This window comes from Achromobacter aegrifaciens (genome assembly GCF_902859735.1).
Taxonomy (GTDB): Bacteria; Pseudomonadota; Gammaproteobacteria; order Burkholderiales; family Burkholderiaceae_B; genus Achromobacter; species Achromobacter aegrifaciens.
In genome coordinates this window covers 1-20,450 of sequence record NZ_CADIJY010000015.1, presented here as the reverse complement: position 1 = coordinate 20,450, position 20,450 = coordinate 1, and the positions used below count along the sequence as shown (strand labels likewise).

18 protein-coding genes are annotated in these 20,450 nt (G+C 68.3%); 11 read left to right on the top strand and 7 right to left on the bottom strand.

Annotated elements, in window-relative coordinates:
• Positions 1–46: 46 nt before the first annotated feature.
• On the top strand, positions 47–1,240 hold the full coding sequence (locus HV766_RS26025) for an MFS transporter (protein WP_175182099.1): 1,194 nt from the start codon (positions 47–49) through the stop codon (positions 1,238–1,240).
• 66 nt (positions 1,241–1,306) lie between these two features.
• Here HV766_RS26025 and HV766_RS26020 read toward each other — a convergent pair whose 3' ends face one another.
• Complete coding sequence (locus HV766_RS26020) at positions 1,307–2,116, bottom strand: helix-turn-helix transcriptional regulator (RefSeq protein WP_119449488.1); 810 nt, start codon at positions 2,114–2,116, stop codon at positions 1,307–1,309.
• Between the two features lie 148 nt (positions 2,117–2,264).
• Here HV766_RS26020 and HV766_RS26015 point away from each other — a divergent pair, with 148 nt between their 5' ends.
• From HV766_RS26015 to HV766_RS25980, 8 genes are read left to right on the top strand one after another with little or no spacing between them, the layout of a single operon-like run.
• Positions 2,265–3,965, top strand: coding sequence for an FAD-dependent oxidoreductase (locus HV766_RS26015; RefSeq protein ID WP_175182098.1), 1,701 nt, complete (start codon positions 2,265–2,267; stop codon positions 3,963–3,965).
• Positions 3,940–4,146, top strand: a complete 207-nt coding sequence (locus tag HV766_RS26010; RefSeq protein ID WP_054456585.1) for a hypothetical protein — start codon at positions 3,940–3,942, stop codon at positions 4,144–4,146. Before HV766_RS26015 ends, HV766_RS26010 begins: the two co-directional genes overlap by 26 nt.
• A gap of 17 nt (positions 4,147–4,163) precedes the next feature.
• Positions 4,164–4,745, top strand: a complete 582-nt coding sequence (locus HV766_RS26005; RefSeq protein ID WP_175182097.1) for a VOC family protein — start codon at positions 4,164–4,166, stop codon at positions 4,743–4,745.
• Positions 4,746–4,777: 32 nt separating this feature from the next.
• Positions 4,778–5,737 (top strand): MBL fold metallo-hydrolase, encoded by a 960-nt coding sequence (locus HV766_RS26000; protein ID WP_054456584.1) that lies wholly within the window; start codon positions 4,778–4,780, stop codon positions 5,735–5,737.
• Positions 5,738–5,793: 56 nt separating this feature from the next.
• The gene (locus HV766_RS25995) at positions 5,794–6,828 is read left to right on the top strand and encodes a fumarylacetoacetate hydrolase family protein (RefSeq protein ID WP_175182096.1); all 1,035 of its coding nucleotides are present in this window, start codon (positions 5,794–5,796) and stop codon (positions 6,826–6,828) included.
• Between the two features lie 12 nt (positions 6,829–6,840).
• Positions 6,841–7,509, top strand: a complete 669-nt coding sequence (gene maiA, locus HV766_RS25990) for a maleylacetoacetate isomerase (protein ID WP_119449485.1) — start codon at positions 6,841–6,843, stop codon at positions 7,507–7,509.
• A gap of 53 nt (positions 7,510–7,562) precedes the next feature.
• Positions 7,563–8,915 (top strand): MFS transporter, encoded by a 1,353-nt coding sequence (locus HV766_RS25985; RefSeq protein ID WP_175163930.1) that lies wholly within the window; start codon positions 7,563–7,565, stop codon positions 8,913–8,915.
• Positions 8,916–8,953: 38 nt separating this feature from the next.
• On the top strand, positions 8,954–10,507 hold the full coding sequence (locus HV766_RS25980) for a fumarate hydratase (RefSeq protein ID WP_175182095.1): 1,554 nt from the start codon (positions 8,954–8,956) through the stop codon (positions 10,505–10,507).
• Positions 10,508–10,553: 46 nt separating this feature from the next.
• Here HV766_RS25980 and HV766_RS25975 read toward each other — a convergent pair whose 3' ends face one another.
• Together HV766_RS25975 and HV766_RS25970 are read right to left on the bottom strand one after the other, a co-directional pair.
• Positions 10,554–11,372 carry a DODA-type extradiol aromatic ring-opening family dioxygenase gene (locus HV766_RS25975; protein WP_175182094.1) on the bottom strand — a complete coding sequence of 273 codons (819 nt, stop codon included), beginning with the start codon at positions 11,370–11,372 and terminating at the stop codon, positions 10,554–10,556.
• 16 nt (positions 11,373–11,388) lie between these two features.
• Positions 11,389–12,315: a DODA-type extradiol aromatic ring-opening family dioxygenase gene (locus HV766_RS25970; protein ID WP_054456579.1), complete on the bottom strand. Its 927-nt coding sequence runs from the start codon at positions 12,313–12,315 to the stop codon at positions 11,389–11,391.
• Between the two features lie 430 nt (positions 12,316–12,745).
• Between HV766_RS25970 and HV766_RS25965 the strand changes: the two genes are divergently transcribed.
• Positions 12,746–14,755, top strand: a complete 2,010-nt coding sequence (locus tag HV766_RS25965) for a PEP/pyruvate-binding domain-containing protein (RefSeq protein ID WP_175182093.1) — start codon at positions 12,746–12,748, stop codon at positions 14,753–14,755.
• 3 nt (positions 14,756–14,758) lie between these two features.
• Here HV766_RS25965 and HV766_RS25960 read toward each other — a convergent pair whose 3' ends face one another.
• Both HV766_RS25960 and HV766_RS25955 read right to left on the bottom strand, forming a co-directional pair.
• Positions 14,759–15,736, bottom strand: a complete 978-nt coding sequence (locus tag HV766_RS25960; protein ID WP_175182092.1) for a Bug family tripartite tricarboxylate transporter substrate binding protein — start codon at positions 15,734–15,736, stop codon at positions 14,759–14,761.
• Position 15,737: 1 nt separating this feature from the next.
• Positions 15,738–17,021 carry an amidase gene (locus tag HV766_RS25955; protein WP_175182091.1) on the bottom strand — a complete coding sequence of 428 codons (1,284 nt, stop codon included), beginning with the start codon at positions 17,019–17,021 and terminating at the stop codon, positions 15,738–15,740.
• A gap of 113 nt (positions 17,022–17,134) precedes the next feature.
• Between HV766_RS25955 and HV766_RS25950 the strand changes: the two genes are divergently transcribed.
• On the top strand, positions 17,135–18,022 hold the full coding sequence (locus HV766_RS25950; protein ID WP_254593362.1) for a LysR substrate-binding domain-containing protein: 888 nt from the start codon (positions 17,135–17,137) through the stop codon (positions 18,020–18,022).
• A gap of 53 nt (positions 18,023–18,075) precedes the next feature.
• On the opposite strand, the gene lpdA is transcribed toward HV766_RS25950, so the two are convergent.
• Together lpdA and HV766_RS25940 are read right to left on the bottom strand one after the other, a co-directional pair.
• Positions 18,076–19,479, bottom strand: coding sequence for a dihydrolipoyl dehydrogenase (gene lpdA / locus HV766_RS25945; protein ID WP_054456575.1), 1,404 nt, complete (start codon positions 19,477–19,479; stop codon positions 18,076–18,078).
• A gap of 2 nt (positions 19,480–19,481) precedes the next feature.
• A partial coding sequence (locus tag HV766_RS25940; RefSeq protein WP_254593361.1) for a dihydrolipoamide acetyltransferase family protein occupies positions 19,482–20,450 on the bottom strand: 969 nt, incomplete at its 5' end.

Genomic DNA, 20,450 nt, shown 5'->3' with positions numbered 1-20,450 from the left:
TCTATCTCCAATATCGTTCAAGACCGTCTTCCTCTTGAACCCATCCATGCTTGAAACTTCCCTCGCATCGCCATCCGTTTCCACCCGCTCCGGCGCGCTTTCCATCGCCATCCTCGCCGTCGCGGCCTTCGCCATCGTTTCCACGGAATTCCTGATCGTCGGGCTGCTGCCCGAACTGGCACGCGACCTGTCCATCTCGGTAACCGCCGCGGGCCAGCTTGTGACCCTGTTCGCGTTCACGGTGATGCTGTCCGGACCGCTGCTGACGGCGGCGGTGTCGCACCTGGAGCGCAAGCGCCTGTTCGTCGCGATCCTGCTGGTCTTCGCCGCCGCCAATGCGCTGGCCGCGGTCGCGCCCAACATCTGGGTGCTGGCGCTGGCGCGCTTCATACCCGCGCTCGCCCTGCCGGTGTTCTGGGGCACCGCCAGCGAGGCCGCCGCGCAACTGGCCGGCCCCCGCAGCGCCGGACAGGCGGTGGCGCGCGTCTACCTGGGCATCTCCGCCGCCCTGCTGTTCGGCATTCCGCTGGGCACGCTGGCGGCCACGTCCATAGGCTGGCGCGGCAGTTTCTGGGGACTGGCCGCGCTGTCCCTGGCGCTGGCCGTCTTGATGTGGGCCTGCATGCCGGCCTTGCCGCGCCCGCCGCGCGCAGGCTTGCGCGAGCAGGCGCGGATTCTGCGGGATCCGCGCCTGCTGGCCCACGTCGCCCTGTCCGTCGCGGTGTTCACCGCGATGTTCACTGCCTACACCTATCTGGCCGACGTGCTGGAACGCATCGCCGGCGTTCCGCCGGCGCAGGTGGGTTGGTGGCTGATGGGCTTTGGCGCGGCGGGCCTGGCCGGTAACTGGCTGGGCGGACTGGCGGCGGACCGCAACCCGCTGGCCGCGACCCTGGCGTTCACCGTGCTGCTGGGCCTGGGCATGATGGCCACCGCGCCGCTGGCGGCGACGCTGGCCGGGCTGCTGCCGGCGCTGGCCGCCTGGAGCATCGCCAACACCGCACTGTATCCGGTGTGCCAGGTGCGCGTAATGCAGGTCGCGCCGCAGGCCCAGGCCATGGCAGGCACGCTGAACGTATCGGCGGCCAATGCCGGCATCGGCGCCGGCGCCATGCTGGGCGGATGGGCGATCGCGCAATGGGGGCTGGGCAGCGTGGGCTATATCGCAGGGGCCGTGGCGCTGCTGGCGGCGCTGGCGGTTCCTGCCATCGCCCGGCTGCGGCCATCCGCCGCGGCCTGACCGCGGGCAAGCGCTACCCGACGCCCGCGAGCCGGCGCCGAAACCCGGCAGCAGCAGCCCCGACGCTCAGCGCCCGCCCGCCTCCGGCATACAGGCCGGCACGGCGCGCGCGGCCGGCGCCTTGATCAGGAACTCCTTCAGGCTGGCCACGTTGTTCTTCTTGAAGATGCGGTTCTTGTAGGTGACCACGGTGGTGGGCGACAGGCCCAGTTCGCGCCCCACTTCCTTCGCGGTATGGCCCTGGCGCAGCAAGTCCGCCACCTGGATCTCGCGCAGCGACAGGCCGCTGCACCAGGACGGCGCGCGCGGCGCGTCCGTTTCCGCGCGGCACAACTGGTGATGACGCCGCGCCAACGCGATCAGCAGGGGCGCTCGCCCGCGCATCAGTTCGGCTACGTCCGGCGAATGGGCGTGCGAGAAATACAGGTTCAGGTAGCTGATGCCCTCGTCGCGGCAGCCGATGAGCGAAATCTTGCTGGCAAATCCCGGGCGCTCGAACAATACGCGGCGGTACTCGTCATCCGCGATGCGTTCGGGCGACGCGGTCTGGACGACCAGGTCGGGATGGTGGCCGGGCCGGCACGCCATGTCGCGCAGCAGTCCGTAATTGGGGTCGCGCCGGTAGAACTCGTTGTCCACGAACACATTCGTGGTCCATTCGATCAGGGACTGGTTGAGCAGGCTGGCGGCCGACGAATACTGCACCGAGCCCTCGTGGCCGTAGAACACGTGCGACACGTGGTCGGCGGCCACGGTTTCGCGCAACGCCAGCAACAGCGCGGCATGGAACATCGGACCGCCCAGGTCCATGACGGCGGACTCGGCCCAACGGTCCGGCCCCCCGCCCGCGGGCATAGGGTTGTTTGTCTCTTCCATGGTGTCGTTTTCCCCCGCTTGCGCGTGTTTTCCCGATTCTAAGGTCATCCCCCGCCGCCGCGATGTCCTCTTCCGTGAGGACATGACGGACCCGCGCGGCGCTCCTAGAGTGGGGCCTGCAACAAACCACATCGAACTAGGGAAAACGATGAAAGAGCTTCCCATCTATCCATACGTCAGGCCCGAGGAAATGGACCGCCCGCGCCGCGATCCGCATCCGGTGGCGGTCGTGGGGGCCGGATTGACCGGGTTGACGCTGGCGCTGGATCTGGTGCGGCGCGGCATCCCCGTGGTCGTGCTGGACGACGACAACACCGTCGGCGTGCGTGGCCTGGCCTCGCGCGGCATGGTCTGGGCGCAGCGCACGCTGGACATCTTCGACCGGCTCGGCATGGCCGGCGACGTGGTCGGCAAGGGCGTGCGCTGGAACGTGGGCCGCGTGCTGTGCCGCGACATGGCGGTGGCCTCATTCACGCTGCAAGACCAGCCCGACATGCGCCACAACGGCTTCGTCAACCTGCAGCAGTACTACCTGGAAGCCTTCCTGGTGGACGCGCTGATGCGCGAGCCGCTGGCCGAGCTGCGCTGGTTGAACCGCGTCGCCGGCATCGAACCGCAAGCGGACGGCCCGGCGACGCTGCAGGTGGAGACGCCCGACGGCGTCTATCTGTGCCGCGCGCAATGGGTCGTCGCCTGCGACGGCGCGAAGAGCGCGGTGCGCGGCATGCTGGGCCTGAGTCCGCGGGTCTACGACCAGACCGAGGACCGCTGGATCATCATCGACATCGTGCTGCGCGACACCACCTGGCCGGAGGAACGCTGGACCTGGCTGGACGCGCGCAGCAACCATGGCCGCGCGGTCTGGCGCCACAAGATGGCCGATGACACCTGGCGGCTGGATTTCCAACTGCGCGCGGACGAAGACCCGGCCGAGGCGGCAACGGACGCGGCGATGCGCCAGCGCGTGTGGGACCTGCTGGGCGAACGCGTGGAATTCGACATCGCCTGGCACGGCGTCTGGGCCTACCGCCATGAATGCCTGGACAGCCTGCGCCACGACCGCGTGCTGTTCGCAGGCGACTCGGCCCACCTGGTCGCGCCCTTCGGCGCGCGCGGCGGCAACGGCGGCATCCAGGACGCCGACAACCTGGGCTGGAAGCTGGCCCTGCTGCTGCAAGGCCGCGCGGGCGACTCCCTGCTGGACACCTACAGCGTGGAGCGCAAGCACGCCGCGATGGAGAACATCCGCCAGGCGCGCCGCTCCTCGCGCTTCGTCTACCCGGGCGCGGCCCGCTCGGCCGCGCTGTGGCGCGACGCCATCATCGACCTGGCGCCGCGCCACGCCGTCGCCGCCCGCATGATCAACACCGGCCGCCTGTGCATGCCGGCCGTCTATCCCGAATCGGCGCTGGCTTGCGGTCCGCACGCCCTGGCCGGGCGCGCGCTACCCAACGTGGTGCTGCGGCAAAGCGACGGGCTGACCCTGCACGGGTTGCTTGGCCCCTGGTTCACCGTGCTGGTGTTCGGCGATGCCCTGCCCGCCGGCGTAGAGGACGACGACGGCCTGCTGCGCTGGACCGCCGTCGGGCCGCTGTGCGATGAGCGTGGACGCGCGGCTCTGGCGCACCAGCTCGGCCAGACGCTGGACGGCCAGGCCTGGCTGCTGCGCCCCGACCAGCACGTCATGGCCGCCGCCACACCCGAGACGCGCGATCCCCAGGCCGTGCAGGCCTGGATCAGCGCGGCGCTGGATGCGCCCGGCGCCCGTACCGCCCCCCTATCCGAGGCCCGCGGCCTCTACCGCTCAACCGGAGGCGCCAGCCATGCCGCTATCCCAGCAACAGCTTGACGACCTGCTCGAGCGCCTCATTGCACTGACCAACGTGCCCGACCCCGCGGCCCAGCGCGACAGCCTGGCCCGGCTGTCGCTTCTGCTCATCGAAGCCGTGGACGACGCGGCCCGTGTGCAGGCGGCGGTCGACGAGATGCTGGCGAGCCAGCCCGGTTCGCCCGCCTTGAACATTCCATGAACCACGGAGACGGCGCCATGACGCTGCAACACCCCCCTGCCTGCCCCGCCATCCAGGGCCTGCATCACTTCGCCTGGCGTTGCCGCGACGCGGAAGAAACCCGGCATTTCTACGAAGACATCCTGGGCCTGCCGCTGGTGCACGTGGTCAAGGAAGAACGCGTGCCCTCCACCGGCGAGCACTGCCCCTTCGTGCATCTGTTCTTCGAATTCGCCGACGGTTCGCACATCGCCTTCTTCGACCTGGGCGACAACGGCCAAAGCCAGCCCGACCCCGCCACGCCGCGCTGGGTCAACCACTTCGCCATGGAAATCCGCGGCGAAGCCGAACTGGAGCGCATGCGCCAGCGGCTGCTGTCCCACGGCGTCGAGGTGGTGGGGCCGACCGACCACCACTTCATCCGCTCGATCTATTTCTTCGACCCCAACGGCATCCGGCTCGAATTGACCCTGCGCCTGCCCGTGGACGACTACGTGGCCCGCAAGCGCCGCAGCGCCCATGACGACCTGGCCGCCTGGACCCGCGACAAGGCCGCCGGGCTGATGCCCGGCGCCACCGGCACCAGCAGCCAGCAGCGCGGCCAGGCCCACGCCAGCTGAACCGCCCACTTTCCATTCATTAAAGGAACACCATGAGCAAACCCTTCGCCTCCCAGGCCGACCTGGCGGAAAAGAAGATCTCCTTCGAACGCCTGTCCGACAACGCCTACGCCTACGTTGCCGACGGCGACCCCAACTCGGGCGTGATCATCGGCGACGACAGCGTGATGGTGGTCGACGCGACCGCGACGCCGGCCATGGCGCAGGCGCTGATCCGCGCGATCCGCGGCGTCACGGACAAGCCCATTCGCCACGTGGCGCTGACGCACTACCACGCCGTGCGCGTGCTGGGCGCGTCGGCCTTCGCCGCCGAGGGCGCGGCCAACGTGTACGCCAGCCGCGGCACGCATGAGCTCATCGTCGAACGCGGCCAGGCCGACATGGACTCGGAGATCGGCCGCTTCCCGCGGCTGTTCCAGTCCGCCGAGACCATACCCGGGCTGACCTGGCCCACCGTGGTGTTCGAGCGCGAACTGACCGTGTTCCTGGGCAGCCTCGAAGTGCGCATGCTGCACCTGGGCGCCGGCCACACCCGGGGCGACTCCATCGTCTGGATTCCGTCGCAGGGCATCTGTTTTTCCGGCGACCTGGTGGAATTCAACGCGGGCGTGTACACGGGCGATGCCTATTTGTCCGACTGGCCCGCCACGCTGGACGCCCTGCAAGCGCTGGAGCCGCGCCAGATGGTGCCGGGCCGCGGCCCCGCGCTGACCACGCCCGCCGCCTGCCGCGAAGCCATCGGCTACACGCGCAGCTGGGTCGAAACGCTGTACGGCTGCGCGCGCCAGGGCGTGGAGCAAGGCAAGAGCCTGAAGCAGGTCTATGAGGACACGCGCCGCGTCATGGACCCCGAGTTCGGCCACGTCGTCATCTACGAACACGCCATTCCCTTCGATGTCTCGCGCGCCTATGACGAGGCCAGCGGCATCGCCGATCCGCGCGTCTGGACCGCCCAGCGCGACCGCGACATGTGGGCTGAACTCACCGCCTGATCCCGCACGACAATGCCCCAGCGCGGGCCTGCCTATCCGATACGGAGTACCTGAAGATGAAACTCGCCACCCTGACCAACGGCGCCCGCGACGGCGTCCTGGCCATCGTCAACCGCGACCTGACCCGCATGCGCGCCGTGCCGCACATCGCGGCCACCTTGCAGCAGGCGCTGGACGACTGGGCCCGCGCCGCGCCGCTGCTGCAGGCCGAATATGAGTCGTTGAACGCCGGCGACGGCGCCAGCCTCCCCTTCGACCCCGCCCGCTGCGCCGCCCCCCTGCCGCGCGCCTACCAATGGCTGGATGCATCGGCCTACCTGAACCATGTAGAGCTGACGCGCCGCGCCCGCGGCGGCGAGATGCCGCCTTCGTTCCTGACCGATCCGCTGATGTACCAGGGCGCGTCGGATGACTTCATGGGCCCCTGCGAAGACATCACTGCCGCCAGCGAGGAACTGGGCGTGGACCTGGAAGCGGAGATCGTGGTGGTGACCGACGACGTGCCGCTGGGCGTGGACGCCGACACGGCGCTCGAACACATCGTGCTGCTGGGCCTGGTCAACGACGTGACCCTGCGCAACGTGGTGCTGCCAGAGCTGTCCAAGGGCTTCGGCTTCCTGCAGGGCAAACCCGCCTCGGCGCTCTCGCCTGTGCTCGTCACGCCTGATGAGCTCGCCCCCTACTGGCGCGGCGGCAAGCTGCACCGCTCCATGCAGGTGTGGCTCAACGGCCAACAGATCGGCCGGCCCCAGGCGGGCGAGGAAATGCAGTTCCACTTCGGCGAACTGATCGCGCACGCGGCCCGCACGCGCCGCCTGGGCGCGGGCACGCTGGTGGGCAGCGGCACCATTTCGAATGCCAGCGACGCGGCCGGCGTGTGTTGCCTGGTCGAGGCGCGCGTGCGGGAGAAGTTGCGCGACGGCGAAATGCGCACGCCCTTCCTCAAGCATGGCGACCGTGTGTGCATCGGCATGCGCGACGACGCGGGCGCAAGCCTGTTCGGCGACATCGACCAGCAGGTGCGCATTCCCGGCACGCGCCCCTTGCCTGGCGCCGTATCGGCCGACGCTTCTGAGCCCGCCGCTGCCTGACCGGAGACCGCCATGGCCGATACGCCTGCCCTCACCCTGCACAGCTACTGGCGCAGTTCCGCGGCCTACCGGGTCCGCATCGCCCTGGCCTTGAAAGGCCTGCCTTACCGGCAGGTCACCTGGCACATGGTCAAGGGCGAGCACCAGCAGCCCGCCTACCGCTCGCTCGCGCCCTTCGGCCTGGTGCCCATGCTGGAAATCGACGGCCTGCGCCTGCAGCAGTCGCTGGCCATCATCGAGTACCTGGACGAGCGGCATCCCGGCGCGCCGCTGCTGCCGGCCGATCCGGCGCTGCGCGCGCAGGCCCGCGCGCTGGCGCAACTGGTCGCCTGCGAAATGCATCCGCTCAACAACCTGCGCGCGCTCAAGCGCCTGCGCGCCCAGTTCGGCGCGGATGACGAACAGATCCAGGACTGGTACCGCCACTGGTGCGCCGAGGGCTTCCAGGCCTTCGAGGCGGCGCTGCCCGTGGCGCAGGACGGCGGCTACGCGCTGGGCGCCGCGCCCACGCTGGTCGAGTGCTATCTGATCCCGCAGGTCTACAACGCCTTGCGCTACGGCGCGGACCTGACGCCCTTCGAACGGGTCCGCGCCATCGTCCAGGCCTGCGCCAGCCTGCCCGCGTTCGTAGCGGCCCGTCCGGAAAACCAGCCCGACGCGCCGCAGAGCGCCGCGGCCTAGGCAACGCCTCCCAATAAGAAGCTGAACCGCCGCATTCCCCCACGGAGACAACCATGCAGACAGAAATTCCCGCCGACGGCGCCGCCGTCGCTTCCGCCCGCCGGTCCGCATCCGGCCCGCTGGTCAGCGCCGACGATCGCAAGGTACTGGCCGCCACCCTGGTCGGCTCGGCCATCGAGTGGTACGACTACTTCATCTACGTCCAGGCCGCGGGATTGGTGCTGGGTTCGCTGTTCTTCGCGCCCTTCGCCAAGGAAAATCCCGAGCTGTCGCTGATCCTGTCCTTCGCGACGGTGGGCGTGGCCTTCCTGTTCCGGCCGCTGGGCGCCATCGTCTGCGGCCATCTGGGTGACCGCTACGGCCGCAAGCGGGTGCTGGCGGCCACGCTGATCCTGATGGGCGTGTCCACCGCGCTGATCGGCGTGCTGCCCACCTACGCGCAGATCGGCATCTGGGCGCCGGTGATGCTGGTGACGCTGCGCGTGCTGCAAGGGTTCTCCGCCGGCGGCGAATGGGGCGGCGCGGCGCTCATGGCGGTCGAGCACGCGCCGCGCGACCGGCGTTCGCTGTTCGGCGCCTTCCCCCAGATCGGCGTACCGCTGGGCATGATCGTCGCCACCGGCGTGCTGTGGTGCATTACCTCCCTGGTCGGCCCCGACAACTTCATGGCCTGGGGTTGGCGCGTGTCTTTCCTGCTGTCCATCGCGCTCATCATTGTCGGCGTCTTCATCCGCCGCGCAGTCGAGGAATCGCCTGTGTTCCTGGAGATGCAGTCGCGCCGCAGCCATTCCTCGGCGCCACTGGGCACGCTGTTGCGCAAACATCCGCGCCAGATCCTGCTGACCACGCTGATCTTCGTGGGCAACAGCACGGCGGGTTACCTGCTGGTCGGCTTCTTCATCAGCTACGGCAGCCGGGCGCTGCGCATGCCGCCACAGCAGGTGCTGATGATCTGCACGCTGGCCGCGGCCTGCTGGCTGGGCACCACGTTGCTGGGCGGCTGGCTGGGCGACCGCATCGGCCGCGTGCGCACCTTCCAGCTCGGCTACGTGCTGCTGGCGCTGTGGGCCATACCGATGTGGTCCTTCGTCGACTCCGGCGACGTCATGCAGTTCGCCTTCGCCCTGGCCGTGCTGTCGGTGCCGCTGGGCCTGACCTACGGCCCGCAGGCCGCGCTGTACGCCGAGATGTTCCCGGCCGACGTGCGCTACTCGGGCGTGTCGGCAGGCTACGCGCTGGGCTCCATCCTGGGCGGCGCCTTCGCCGCGATGATCGCGCAGTCCATCATCACCGCCACCGGACAGTCCTGGCACGTAGGCGTCTACGTCATCGCCATGGCCGTGGTGTCGTTCGTCGCCGTGAGCCTGGTCAAGGACCGGCCCGGCGTCACGCTGCACGCCGATTGAACTTGATCCTCTGCCAAAGTCACCTGCCCTCGCACGCCATGAGCACCTTCATCCGCCAGGACGACCTGATCGAATCCATCACCAGCGCGCTGCAATACATCAGCCATTACCATCCGGCCGATTACATCGCGCACCTGGCCCGCGCCTATGAACGCGAAGCCAGCGCGCCGGCGCGCGACGCCATGGCTCAGATCCTGGCCAGCTCGCGCATGGCCGCCATCGGTAAGCGGCCGATCTGCCAGGACACCGGCATCGTCAACGTCTTCCTGGAGGTCGGCATGGACGTGCGCTGGGAGGGCTTTACCGGTAGCCTGGAAGACGCCGTCAACGCCGGCGTGCGGCGCGCCTACCTGGACCCGGACAATCCGCTGCGGGCCTCGGTGGTGGCGGACCCGCTGTTCAGCCGCGGCAATACCCGCGACAACACGCCCGCCGTTATCAACACACGCATCGTGCCGGGCGCAAGCGTAGCCGTCACGGTCGCGGCCAAGGGCGGCGGCTCGGAAAACAAGGCGCGGCTGGCCATGCTGAACCCGGCCGACAGCGTCGTCGACTGGGTGCTGGCGCAGATACCCGCCATGGGCGCGGGCTGGTGTCCGCCCGGCATGCTGGGCATAGGCGTGGGCGGCACCGCCGAAAAAGCGGTGCTGCTGGCCAAGGAAAGCCTGATGCAGCCGCTGGACATGCACGAACTGCAGGCGCGGGCGCAGCGCGGCGATGCACTGACGCCCGAGGACGCGCTGCGGCTGGAACTGCACGAGCGCGTCAACGCGCTGGGCGTGGGCGCGCAGGGCCTGGGCGGCCTCACCACGGTACTGGACGTGAAGATCAAGACCTACCCCACGCACGCGGCCGCCAAGCCCATCGCGCTGATCCCCAATTGCGCGGCCACGCGCCATGCAAGCTTCGTGCTGGACGGATCCGGCCCCGCACACCTGGCCCCGCCCTCGCTGGATCTCTGGCCCGACCTGGGACCCGGGCGCGGATCCAGCGCCGGTCGGCGCGTGAACCTGGACACTCTCACCCGCGAGGAGGTCGGGTCCTGGCGCGCCGGCGAAACCTTGCTGCTAAACGGCCGCATGCTGACCGGACGCGATGCCGCGCACCAGCGCATCCGCGAAATGCTGGCCCGCGGCGAGCCCCTGCCCGCCGACTTCCGCGGCCGCGCCATCTACTACGTGGGCCCGGTGGACGCCGTGCGCGACGAGGCCGTCGGCCCTGCCGGCCCGACCACGTCCACGCGTATGGACGGCTACACCGACATGATGCTGGAGCGCACGGGACTGCTGACGATGATAGGCAAGGCCGAGCGCGGCCCGCAGGCGGTCGAGTCAATCCGACGCCACCGGGCGGCCTACCTGATCGCCGTGGGCGGCGCGGCCTATCTCGTCTCCCGCGCCATCCGCAGCGCCCGGGTGGTCGCGTTCGAGGACCTGGGCATGGAAGCGATCCACGAGTTCGAAGTCCAGGACATGCCCGTGACCGTGGCGGTGGACGCGGAGGGCGGCAACCTGCATGTGTCGGGGCCGGCGCAATGGCGCCGCACGGCGGGGGCCAGGGAGATACCGGTGGCGCTGGCGGGCGCTGCCTGACCACGGGGATTGGCGCCCCCTCGAAGGCGCCGCGCGGTACGCGTCTTCAATCCAGCTTGAATTCCACCACGGCTCCGCCGCTGCCATAAAGAGGCGCATATTCCAGCACATTGGCGCCACGGAACCGGTCGCCCAACGCGCCCAGCAGCCAGGACATGTGCTTGAAGCCCATCTCCGCCTTGGCCTGCCCGGCGTACTCGGGCATGAGTTCACGCAGTTTTCCGGCGTCGCCGCTTTCCAGCAGCGCCAGCATGCGGCGGTTCCAGTCGTCGTCGGTCTGGGAGATCAAGCGGTCGGATTCCGGCGCCACAGGCTCGCGGAACATGGTGTTGGACAGGCCGCCTATGCCGATGACCGCCGCCCGCTTGCCCTGGGCCGCGGCCGCCTGCAAGGCGATGCGGCTGAGCTGCTCCGTCTGCGCGTTGTCGTGATACAGGTTATTGGCCGCCAGCGTCACGGGCAGCTTGTCGGTGCCGAAGCCCATCAGCGTGCTGACCGTGATGGTGCCCGTATCGATGGGAAACTGGTCGTAGTCCACGCCGCGCGCATGGATGCCGGCGTCGCGGCAGCCCTGCACGCAGGCTTCTGCCAAGCCCGTGTCGCTGGCGATGTCAAAGGGTAGCTCGCCGTACTCGTGCCAGTTCTCGTCCACGTGCACACCGGTGCTGCGCGCGCGGGTGATCCACAGCTGGTCCAGCACCGCCATCCACTGCGTCGAATACACCAGCACCACGTCGGGCCGGGAAGCGGCGAGCGACTCGCCGGCCGCGCGCAGCGCCTGATGCAGCCGCCCCCAGGGCGCCACGTCGCTGCGCAACTGCGGCAGCGGGCTGCCGGGAACGAGAAATGCGGAAACGAGGGTCATGGCATGTCTCCAACGGCTAGGCCGTAACGCCAGCGGGGGCTTCAAGGCGGGACAGCCCGGCCTCCTGCAGATTCCATTCCATCACCGCGTTGCCGGTGCCGATCACGGTGCCGTAGCCATGGAACTTGCCCGCCAGCTGCGGATAGCCCATGGCCGCGTGCATCCAGGTGAACGCGCCGGATTTCACTTCAGCGAAGGCTTCGTCGATGAACTGGGGCAGGAGTTCGAACACCTCGCCCATCCTGCCCTTGCGCATCAGTTCGATCATGCGGATGTCCCACAGATAGCCGTCGTAACGCGCCGGATGCTCCTTGGACATGTCCTCGGGCACCTCGGGCTGCTCGTGGAAATGCCAGTGCGACAGCGTATTGCTGGCCAGCAGGACCGCCCGCCGCCCGCTCTTGCGTATGGCTTCGCGCGTGGCCCGGCCCAGCAGGTCCATTTCCTTCTGCCCTTCCTGGGTGTCGAGGTAGTACGGCGTGTTGTTCGCCGACAGCCCCACCACCGGGATGTCCCATTGCGGCCGCACCATGTGCAGCGTGGTGATGGTGCCGTAGTCCACCCTGAACTTCGGATTGCGCATCATCTTGGTGACCAGGCCCAGCTTGCTGCCTTCCTCGCAACAGGCTTCGGCCAGTTCCACGTCCACGTCCATGCCGAAGTCGTAGCGGAACAGGTCGGGAAAGATCGGATCGACCGAGCGGCCCGCCAGGCGCGGCACGCCCAGGAAATGGTGGCCCACCTGGGTGATCCAGTGCGGCGAATGCACCAGCAGCACGTCGGGCTGCAGGCGTTCGATGCTCTCTCGCACGTGGTCGTAGGCCCAGCGCAGGCTTTCCCAGCCGCCGCGCGAGCGCGGCTCGTTCTGCGGCGGGTTCTCGCCGTACACCAGGTGCGGCGGGTGGGGAGCCAGGAATCCGGAAAGAATTTCGCCGTCCTTCATTGCTTACTCCTTTGCGAGAGCAGTGGGAACCCGTTAGGCCGATGCGACGCCTGTCATTTTGTACGTATACGTACTGGATTCGAGTATCGATTCGTGCAAGGCCGCTGTCAACGGGCGGCGCGTCCTCAGAAGATAGGGAGTTTCCCCGAGCGGCCACGAAAAAAAGGAGCAGCGATGGCTGCTCCTTTGAAAAGACCCTACGAAAAACCGTTTCCATCATCGCGTGCGGAGATGGCCGGTTTCTCGCGGCGCCGGCGGGCGCGATATAGCCTTGGGCGGCATTACACGCCATCTTTGGCCCCATGCATATCACTGAAATTGGGTATTTTTCGTCCGGCAGCAACGTCAACGCATAGTTGGCCACATCCAGAAACAACCGCCCGCGCCACTCCGATATCATCGCGGCTCCCTGCGCCCCGCCCGCCCGTCCATGCGTCCATCACCCGCCCGCCGCCGCCTTTCTTCCCGCCACCTGACCCGCCTGATCGTCCTGGCCGCATTGGCTGGGGCAGCCGCCGGCTTCGGACCGTCCGTCCAGGCGCAGACTGCCCGCAAGCCTTCGCCCTACGAGAACTCGCGGCCGTTGACTCCCGACGAGCGCGCGGCGCAGCCAGCGGAAGACGCTAAAAAGGCGGGGCCGGCCTTTCTGGGGAAAATCCAGACCCAGGCCGAATTCCTGCAGCTGGCCCGGGTCTACAACCCCGGCACGCCGTTGGAGATCCCCCACGTGCTGTTCGTGATCGACCGGAAACAGGGCGGCAAGATCTACTACCTCGACACACCGCGCTACTCGCTGCACGAGAACTTCGCACGTGAACGTCGCCTCTTGCCCGCCGACGACAAAGCCACGCTGATCGCCCAGTACAAGGACCCGCAGCGGCGTCTGCTGTTCGGCACCCTGAGCTGGCAGCGCGACCTGCCCGGCTACACCTATGAATTCTGGGAAGGCGACCGGCTCACTCCGGAACTGCTGCAGCTGACCGAGGAGAAACTGCAGGCCAGCTTCTACCAACCGGTGCGCTTCAAGGCCAATTCCACGCTGCATGAACAGCTCGCGCAAAACGCCGGCCTGAAGGCCGTGACGCAGGAATCGCTGCTGCGCGAACAGACCTTCCTGCCGCTGAACACGGGTCAGGCCCAGGGCCGGCTACGCATCGTGGCCTCGGTGGACGACACGCCGGATCTGGCGCCGACCGACATCCTGGTGCTGGACGAGGTCCCGGTCGCGCTGCCGCCCGTGGCCGGCCTGGTCACGCAACGGCCCTCCACCCTGCTGTCCCATGTCAATCTGCTGGCCAAAGGCTGGCGCATTCCCAATGCCTATGTGCGCGATGCCGTGGCGACGCTGCGCGAGCACGACGGCCAGTGGGTCGAGCTGACCGTCACCAATAATGCCTATCAGGTGCAGCGCATCGCCAAGCCTGAAACCGCGCCGCCGCCCAAGGCCGCGCGGCCGCTACCCAAGCCCGACCTGACGGTGAAGGCAATCAAGCCGCTCTCCGGCATGGTCACACGCGACAGCCGCCATTGCGGCGTGAAGGCGGCCAACCTGGGCGCGCTGAAGTCGGCGCTGCCACCCGCGGCCACCGTGCCGGACGGCTTCTGCATCCCCTTCGCACAGTACGCGGCATTCATGGCGCAGCTGCGCGTGCCGCAACGCATCGCCGCGCTGGAACAGCGGGCGGACTTCGCCAGCGATGCCAACGTGCGCCGCGCCGAACTGGCCGCGCTGCGCCAGGACATCATCCAGGCCCAGCCCGATCCGGCCTTGGCCGCGGCCTGGCGCGAACGCTGGCAAAAGCAGTTGCAGGGCCGCGGCGTATTCGTGCGCAGCTCGTCCAACTCCGAAGACCTGCCGGGATTCAGCGGCGCCGGGCTCTACACCACCGTACCCAACGTGACGCAGGCCGACGCGCTGGCGCAAGCCGTGCAGACCGTGTGGGCCTCGGTCTACAACTACGAAGCCTACGAAGCCCGGCGCGCGGCCGGCATCGGCCAGGACGGTGTGGTGATGGCGGTGCTGGTGCAACAGGCCGCCGCGTCTGACAGCTCGGGCGTCATGATCACCCGCGATCCCTTCGACGCCTCGCGCCGCTACGTCACCTACATCTCGGCCAAGCGCGGCCTGGGCATCAAGGTGGTGGAAGGCAAGCGGCAGGCCGAACAGCTGATGTACTCCAGCTGGTCCAAGGCAGTGCAGGTACTGACCCGCTCAGCCGAGGACACCCAGTTGGTAGCCGACGCAGCGGGCGGCGTGCGCGAAGTGCCGATCGAGGGCGCGCGCCAGGTGTTGAACGATGCCCTGGTGGCGCGCCTGGCCGCGGTAGGCAGCCAGGTCAAGCAGCGCCTGGGCGGCGCGGACCAGGATATCGAATGGGCCGTGCAGGGCGACAACATCCTGATCCTGCAGGCCCGGCCGTATATCGACGGCAGCCGTTAGGCCTTAATCCGGACTCGCTCCCGAGGCCTGCACGACCTGCTTCCACTGCATGTACTCGGCCTGCTGCCGCGCCGCCAGCTCGGCCGGGCCGTCGTGCATCATGGTGACCCCCAGCTGGTCGAACTTCTGTTGCAGCGCCTGGTCGGCCAGGACTTTGCGGATGGCCAGATGCAAGGTGTCGATCGCCGCGCTGGGCGCTTCCTTTGCGCCATAGAACGCCACCCACAGGTCGCCGCGGAATCCCGGTATGGCTTCGTTGATGGCAGGGACGTCGGGCAGCAAGGCGTTGCGCTTTTCGCTGCTGACGCCCAGCGCGCGCAGCTTGCCGGCCTTGATGCCTTCCACGGCCGAGGGCAGGCTGGCGAACAGCATCGGCACCTGATTGCCCATCACATCCGCCATGGCTGGCGACACGCCGCGATAGGGGATGTGCTGCATGCGCAGCCCGCCCATCTGGTCCAGCATGACGCCCAGCAAATGGTTCAAGGTTCCCGCCCCGGCCGAGGCGTACTGGTACTTCTCCGGATTGGCCTTGATCAAGGCCATGAATTCCTTCATGTCCTTCGCGGGAAAGGCCGGGTTCACGCACAGCACGTTGGGCACTTCACCCACTGCGGCGATCGGCGCGAAGTCCTTGATGGGATCGAACTTCGCGTCTTTGTAGACCCAAGGCACGATCAGCTGATTGCTGTTCGCCGTGAACAGCACGGTGTAGCCATCCTGCGGCTCGCGCAGGAACGCCTGCGTGCCCACGACGCCGCCAGCGCCGGGCTTGTTGATGACGACCACCGGCTGTCCCAGTTCGGCGCCGAGTTTTTCCGCCATGATGCGCGCAACGATATCCACCGTGCCGCCGGCCGCGGTGGGCACGACGACATTGATCGGACGGTCGGGAAAAGCGGCATGCGCCTGCCCCAATCCCGTCACCGCCGCGGCGGCGCACAGGGCCAGCACGCCCTGCCTCAGTTTCTTGAATCCCATTTCATTCCCCTTGCTGTTTCAGCAGATGATGTAAATCCCGGCCGACGGCGAGCAAGGCCAGGTCCTTGCCCAGATCGCCGACCAATTGCATGCCCATGGGCAGTCCCGCGCGGCTGAATCCGGTCGGCAGGTGCAGGCAAGGCCACCCCAGCACCGACCAGATCTTGTTGTATGAAGCGTCGCCGGTGTGCTCCAGCCCAAGGGGCGCCGGACCTGGCGTGCTGGGCGTAAGCACCAGGTCGGCGCCGCCATAGAGCGCGCCCCAGCCGTGGCGCAGCGCGGCCTGAATCCCGAGCATCTCGTGGTACTCCCCTGCCCCGATGGCCAGGCCACGCGCCACCGCCTGGCGCAAGACGGCGCTCAATGCATGGCACTGGCGCTCCACCACCGGCCCCAGACTGCGCGCGAACTCGTAGTGCATGATCACATCGTGCGCCTGCAGCAAAAGCGCCGTCTCGCGCTCGGCTTGCACAGGCACGCACTGCACGCCATGCGCGGCCAGCACCGCACGGGCGCGATCGATCTCGGCATGGCTCTCGGCACACAATCCGGCTTTCGGATTGTTCAATTGCACCGCGACGGTCAGTTGGCGGCCGGACGGTACGGGCGCGTGCGCGCCGCCCACGAGCACGTCCGCGATGAGCTGGGCGTCCGCCACGCTATTCGCGTACCAGCCTATGGTGTCCAGCGATTCGCAGGTGAGCTTCATGCCGTCCCGGAACACGCGCCCGGCGCTCGGTTTGAATCCCACCACTCCGCAATACGCCGCCGGGCGGATCATCGAACCTCCGGTCTGCGTGCCCAGCGCGGCTGGCACCATGCCGGCCGCCACCGCGGCCGCGGAACCGCTCGAGGAGCCGCCAGGCGTGTGCGCCAGCGCATGCGGATTGCGGGTGGGGCCCGGCGTCCTGAACGCAAACTCGGCCGTCACGGTTTTGCCCACCGGAATCGCGCCCGCCGCGCGCAACATGCCCACGCTGCAGGCGTCGAACGCCGCATTGCCGGCAATCAAGGCGGGCGCCCCAAAACCGGTAGGCATGTCGGCCACGTCGATCACGTCCTTGATGCCGATGGGCACGCCGGCAAGCGCGCCGGCGGCGTGCCGCGCCGGTTCCATCTGCTCCAGCGCCACGGCGGGCAGCACATGGCTCCATGCGCGGATTGCCGGATCTTGCCGCGCGATGGCCGCCAGGCTCTGGCGCGCCGCCGCGAACACCGCCGCTTCGCCATCCCGCACTCTTTGAGCGATGGCAGCGACTGACGGAGAAATGGAAGCGAGGGACATGTGCGGATCCGGAATGCCGGCGGTGTGTAGCGATGCGGCATCTTAGGAACTCGACTAATCTATGTCCAATATGTAATTTCGCCCTAATTATGTCGAAATCAGAATTAATCTTCGTGGACGGTCGCTTGCTGGTCCTGTTCTGCACGCTGGCGGAAGAACTGCACTTCGCGCGAGCGGCGGCACGCCTGTTCATGACCCAACCGCCCCTCACGCAGCAGATCAAGCGACTGGAAGCGATCGTCGGCGTGCCGCTGTTCGTGCGCACCACGCGCTCGGTGAAATTGACGCCCGCCGGCGAAATCATGTACGAGCGGGCGCGCAAGATCGCGGCGGACACCCAGCTGATGCTGCGGCAGGCGCGGCGCACGGCCCGCGGCGAAACCGGGTCGCTGGTGATAGGCATCACGCCCAGCGCGGCAAGCTCGCCGCTGGTGTCGGCGCTCAGCCATTACCGCGATGCGCACCCCGAAGTCCGCATCGATCTGCGCGAAATGAACTCCGTCGACATGGAGCCCGCGCTGCGGTCGCGCGCGGTCGATGTGGCGCTGATGCGTCCGCATCCGCTGGATGCGGATATCGTGACCCGCGTCGTCTACGAAGAGCCCCTGCGCGTGGCGCTGCGCCATGATCATGCGCTGGCGCATCAGCGTGATGTTTCGCTGGAAGAACTGCTGGAATTTCCCCTGGTGGGCTACCGCCAGGACATCTCGCCGTACTTCCGCAATATGCTCCAGGCGCTGTACGCGCGTGCGCAGCTGAAGCCGGAAATCGCGCAGGAAAGCGTCATTCCCACCTTGCTGACGCTGGTGGAAGCCGGCGTCGGCCCTGCACTGGTGCCCCAATCGTTGTCCCGAATGCGTTCGGATTCATTGCGCTTCCTGCCTTTGCGCGATGTGGCTGGAGCCACGGCCCAGGTGGTGTTAGCAGCGTTGCGCGACCAAGGCAACCCTGCGGTGGAAGGATTCAGCGCCGCATTGGCGCAAGCCGTAACCCCTCGCTAGGCACTGTCCGGGCTTGCGGTGGAACGCCGCGCAAGCGCGGCGTTCCCTTGCGCCTAGATATGCAGCGCGTGCCCCAGCGCCTTGAGCGCCGCTTCCTGCACCGCTTCGCCCAGGGTCGGATGCGCATGGATGGTGCCCGCCACGTCTTCCAGCGTGGCGCCCATTTCCAGTGACTGGCCGAACGCCGTCGACAGCTCCGACACGCCGCGTCCCACCGCCTGCCAGCCCACGATGAGGTGGTTGTCGCGGCGCGCGACCACGCGCACGAAACCGTCGGTGGATTCCAGCGTCATCGAACGCCCGTTGGCGGCAAAGGGGAAGGAAGCCGTCAGGCAGTCCAATCCCGCGCTTTCCGCCTCGGCAGGCGACAGGCCCGCCACCACGACTTCGGGGTCGGTGAAGCAGACCGCCGGGATCGAAGCAGGCAGGAAGTGGCGGCGCTTGCCCGAAACCAGCTCGGCCACCATCTCGCCCTGCGCCATGGCGCGGTGCGCCAGCATGGGTTCGCCGGCGATGTCGCCGATGGCCCAGACGTCGCGCATGGAGGTGCGGCACTGGTCGTCGATGCGCAGCGCGTTGCCCTTGCGGTCGAGCTGCAGGCTTTCCAGCCCCCAGTCCTGCGTGCGCGGACGCCGGCCCACCGCGATCAGCACGCGGTCTGCCGGCAGCAGGGTTTCGACGCCCGCCGCGTCCTGCACGCGCACCGCATTGCCGGCGCCGTTCAGGCCCAGCACCTTGCGGCCCAGGTGCAGCTCCACGCCCATTTTCGCCAAGGCGGCGGCCACCGGCTTGGTGAGTTCGGCGTCGTAGGTTGGCAGGATGCGGTCCTGCGCTTCCACCACGGCCACCTCGGCGCCCAGCTTGCGGTACACGGTGCCGAGTTCCAGGCCGATATAGCCGCCGCCCACCACCACCAATTGCTTGGGAATGCTGGAAGGCGACAAGGCTTCGGTGGACGACACCACCATGCCGCCGAACGGCATGGACGGCAGCGGCGTCGGTTCGGAGCCCGCCGCCAGCAGCAGATGCTCGCACTGGATGCGGATGGCGCCGGACTCGCCGCCATCCACTTCCACGGTCTTGCCGTCCAGCAGCCGGGCCCAGCCGCGCACCACTTCCACGCCGTTCTTCTTCAACAACGCAGCAACGCCGCCGGTCAGCTTGCCGACGATGCCGTCCTTCCAGGCCACGGTCTGGGCCAGGTCGATGGCGGGCGCCGACACGGAAATACCCAGCGCCGACTTGCCCGCGTAGTGACGCGCCTTGTCGAATTCCTCGGCCGCGTGGATCAGCGCCTTGGAGGGGATGCAGCCGATGTTCAGGCAGGTGCCGCCCAGCTGGGCGCCTTCGACCAGAATGGTCGGCACGCCCAGCTGGCCGGCGCGGATGGCGGCGACGTAGCCGCCAGGGCCGCCGCCGATCACCAGCAAAGTCGTAGTCTTAGTGATCTGGCTCATGCTTACTCCACGAAAAGCAGCGCGGGTTGCTCCAGCAGCGCGCGCACCGCCTGGATGAAGCGCGCCGCGTCCATGCCGTCCACCACGCGGTGGTCGAAGGACGACGACAGGTTCATCAGCTTGCGCGCCACCACGGCGCCATTGCGGATGGCGGGCCGCTCGACGATGCGGTTCACGCCCACGATGCCGACCTCGGGATGGTTGATCACCGGCGTGGTGACGATGCCGCCCAAAGGCCCCAGGCTAGTGATGGTGATGGTCGAACCCGACAGTTCGTCGCGGCTGGTGCTGCCCGTGCGCACCGCCTCGGCCAGACGGACGATCTCGGCCGCCATGGACCAGAGATCGCGCGCCTCGGCGTGGCGCATGACCGGCACCATCAGGCCGCCGTCGCTTTGCGTGGCGATGCCGATGTGGACCGCGCCGTAGCGCGTGACCACGCCGCCCTCGTCGTCGTAGCGCGCGTTGATCTGCGGGAAATCGCGCAGCGCCACCACCATGGCGCGCGCCAGCAGCGGCAATAGCGTGAGCTTGCCGCGCGTCGCGCCCCACTTCTGGTTGAGGCTGGCGCGCAGCTCTTCCAGCTCGGTCACGTCGATTTCCTCGACGTAGCTGAAGTGCGGAATGCGGCGCTTGGACTCGGCCATCTTCTGCGCGATCTTGCGCCGCAGGCCGATGACCGGCACGTTTTCCTCGTCGTTACGCTCGGCGTAGGCCACGCCACCGCGGGCTTGGGCGCCCCCGCCCTGGCCTTGCAGATAGGCGTCCAGGTCCTCGTGCAGGATCCGGCCTGCCGGGCCGCTGCCGTGCACGTAGCGCAGTTCGATGCCCAGGTCCCAGGCGCGCTTGCGCACCGCCGGCGAGGCCAGCGGTTTGTCGCCGGGCTGGCGCGCGACAGCGGCGGACGACTGGCGCGCGGGCTTGGCCGGCGCAGCGGGCGGCGCGGCCGGTTTCGCGGGTGCGGCAGGCTC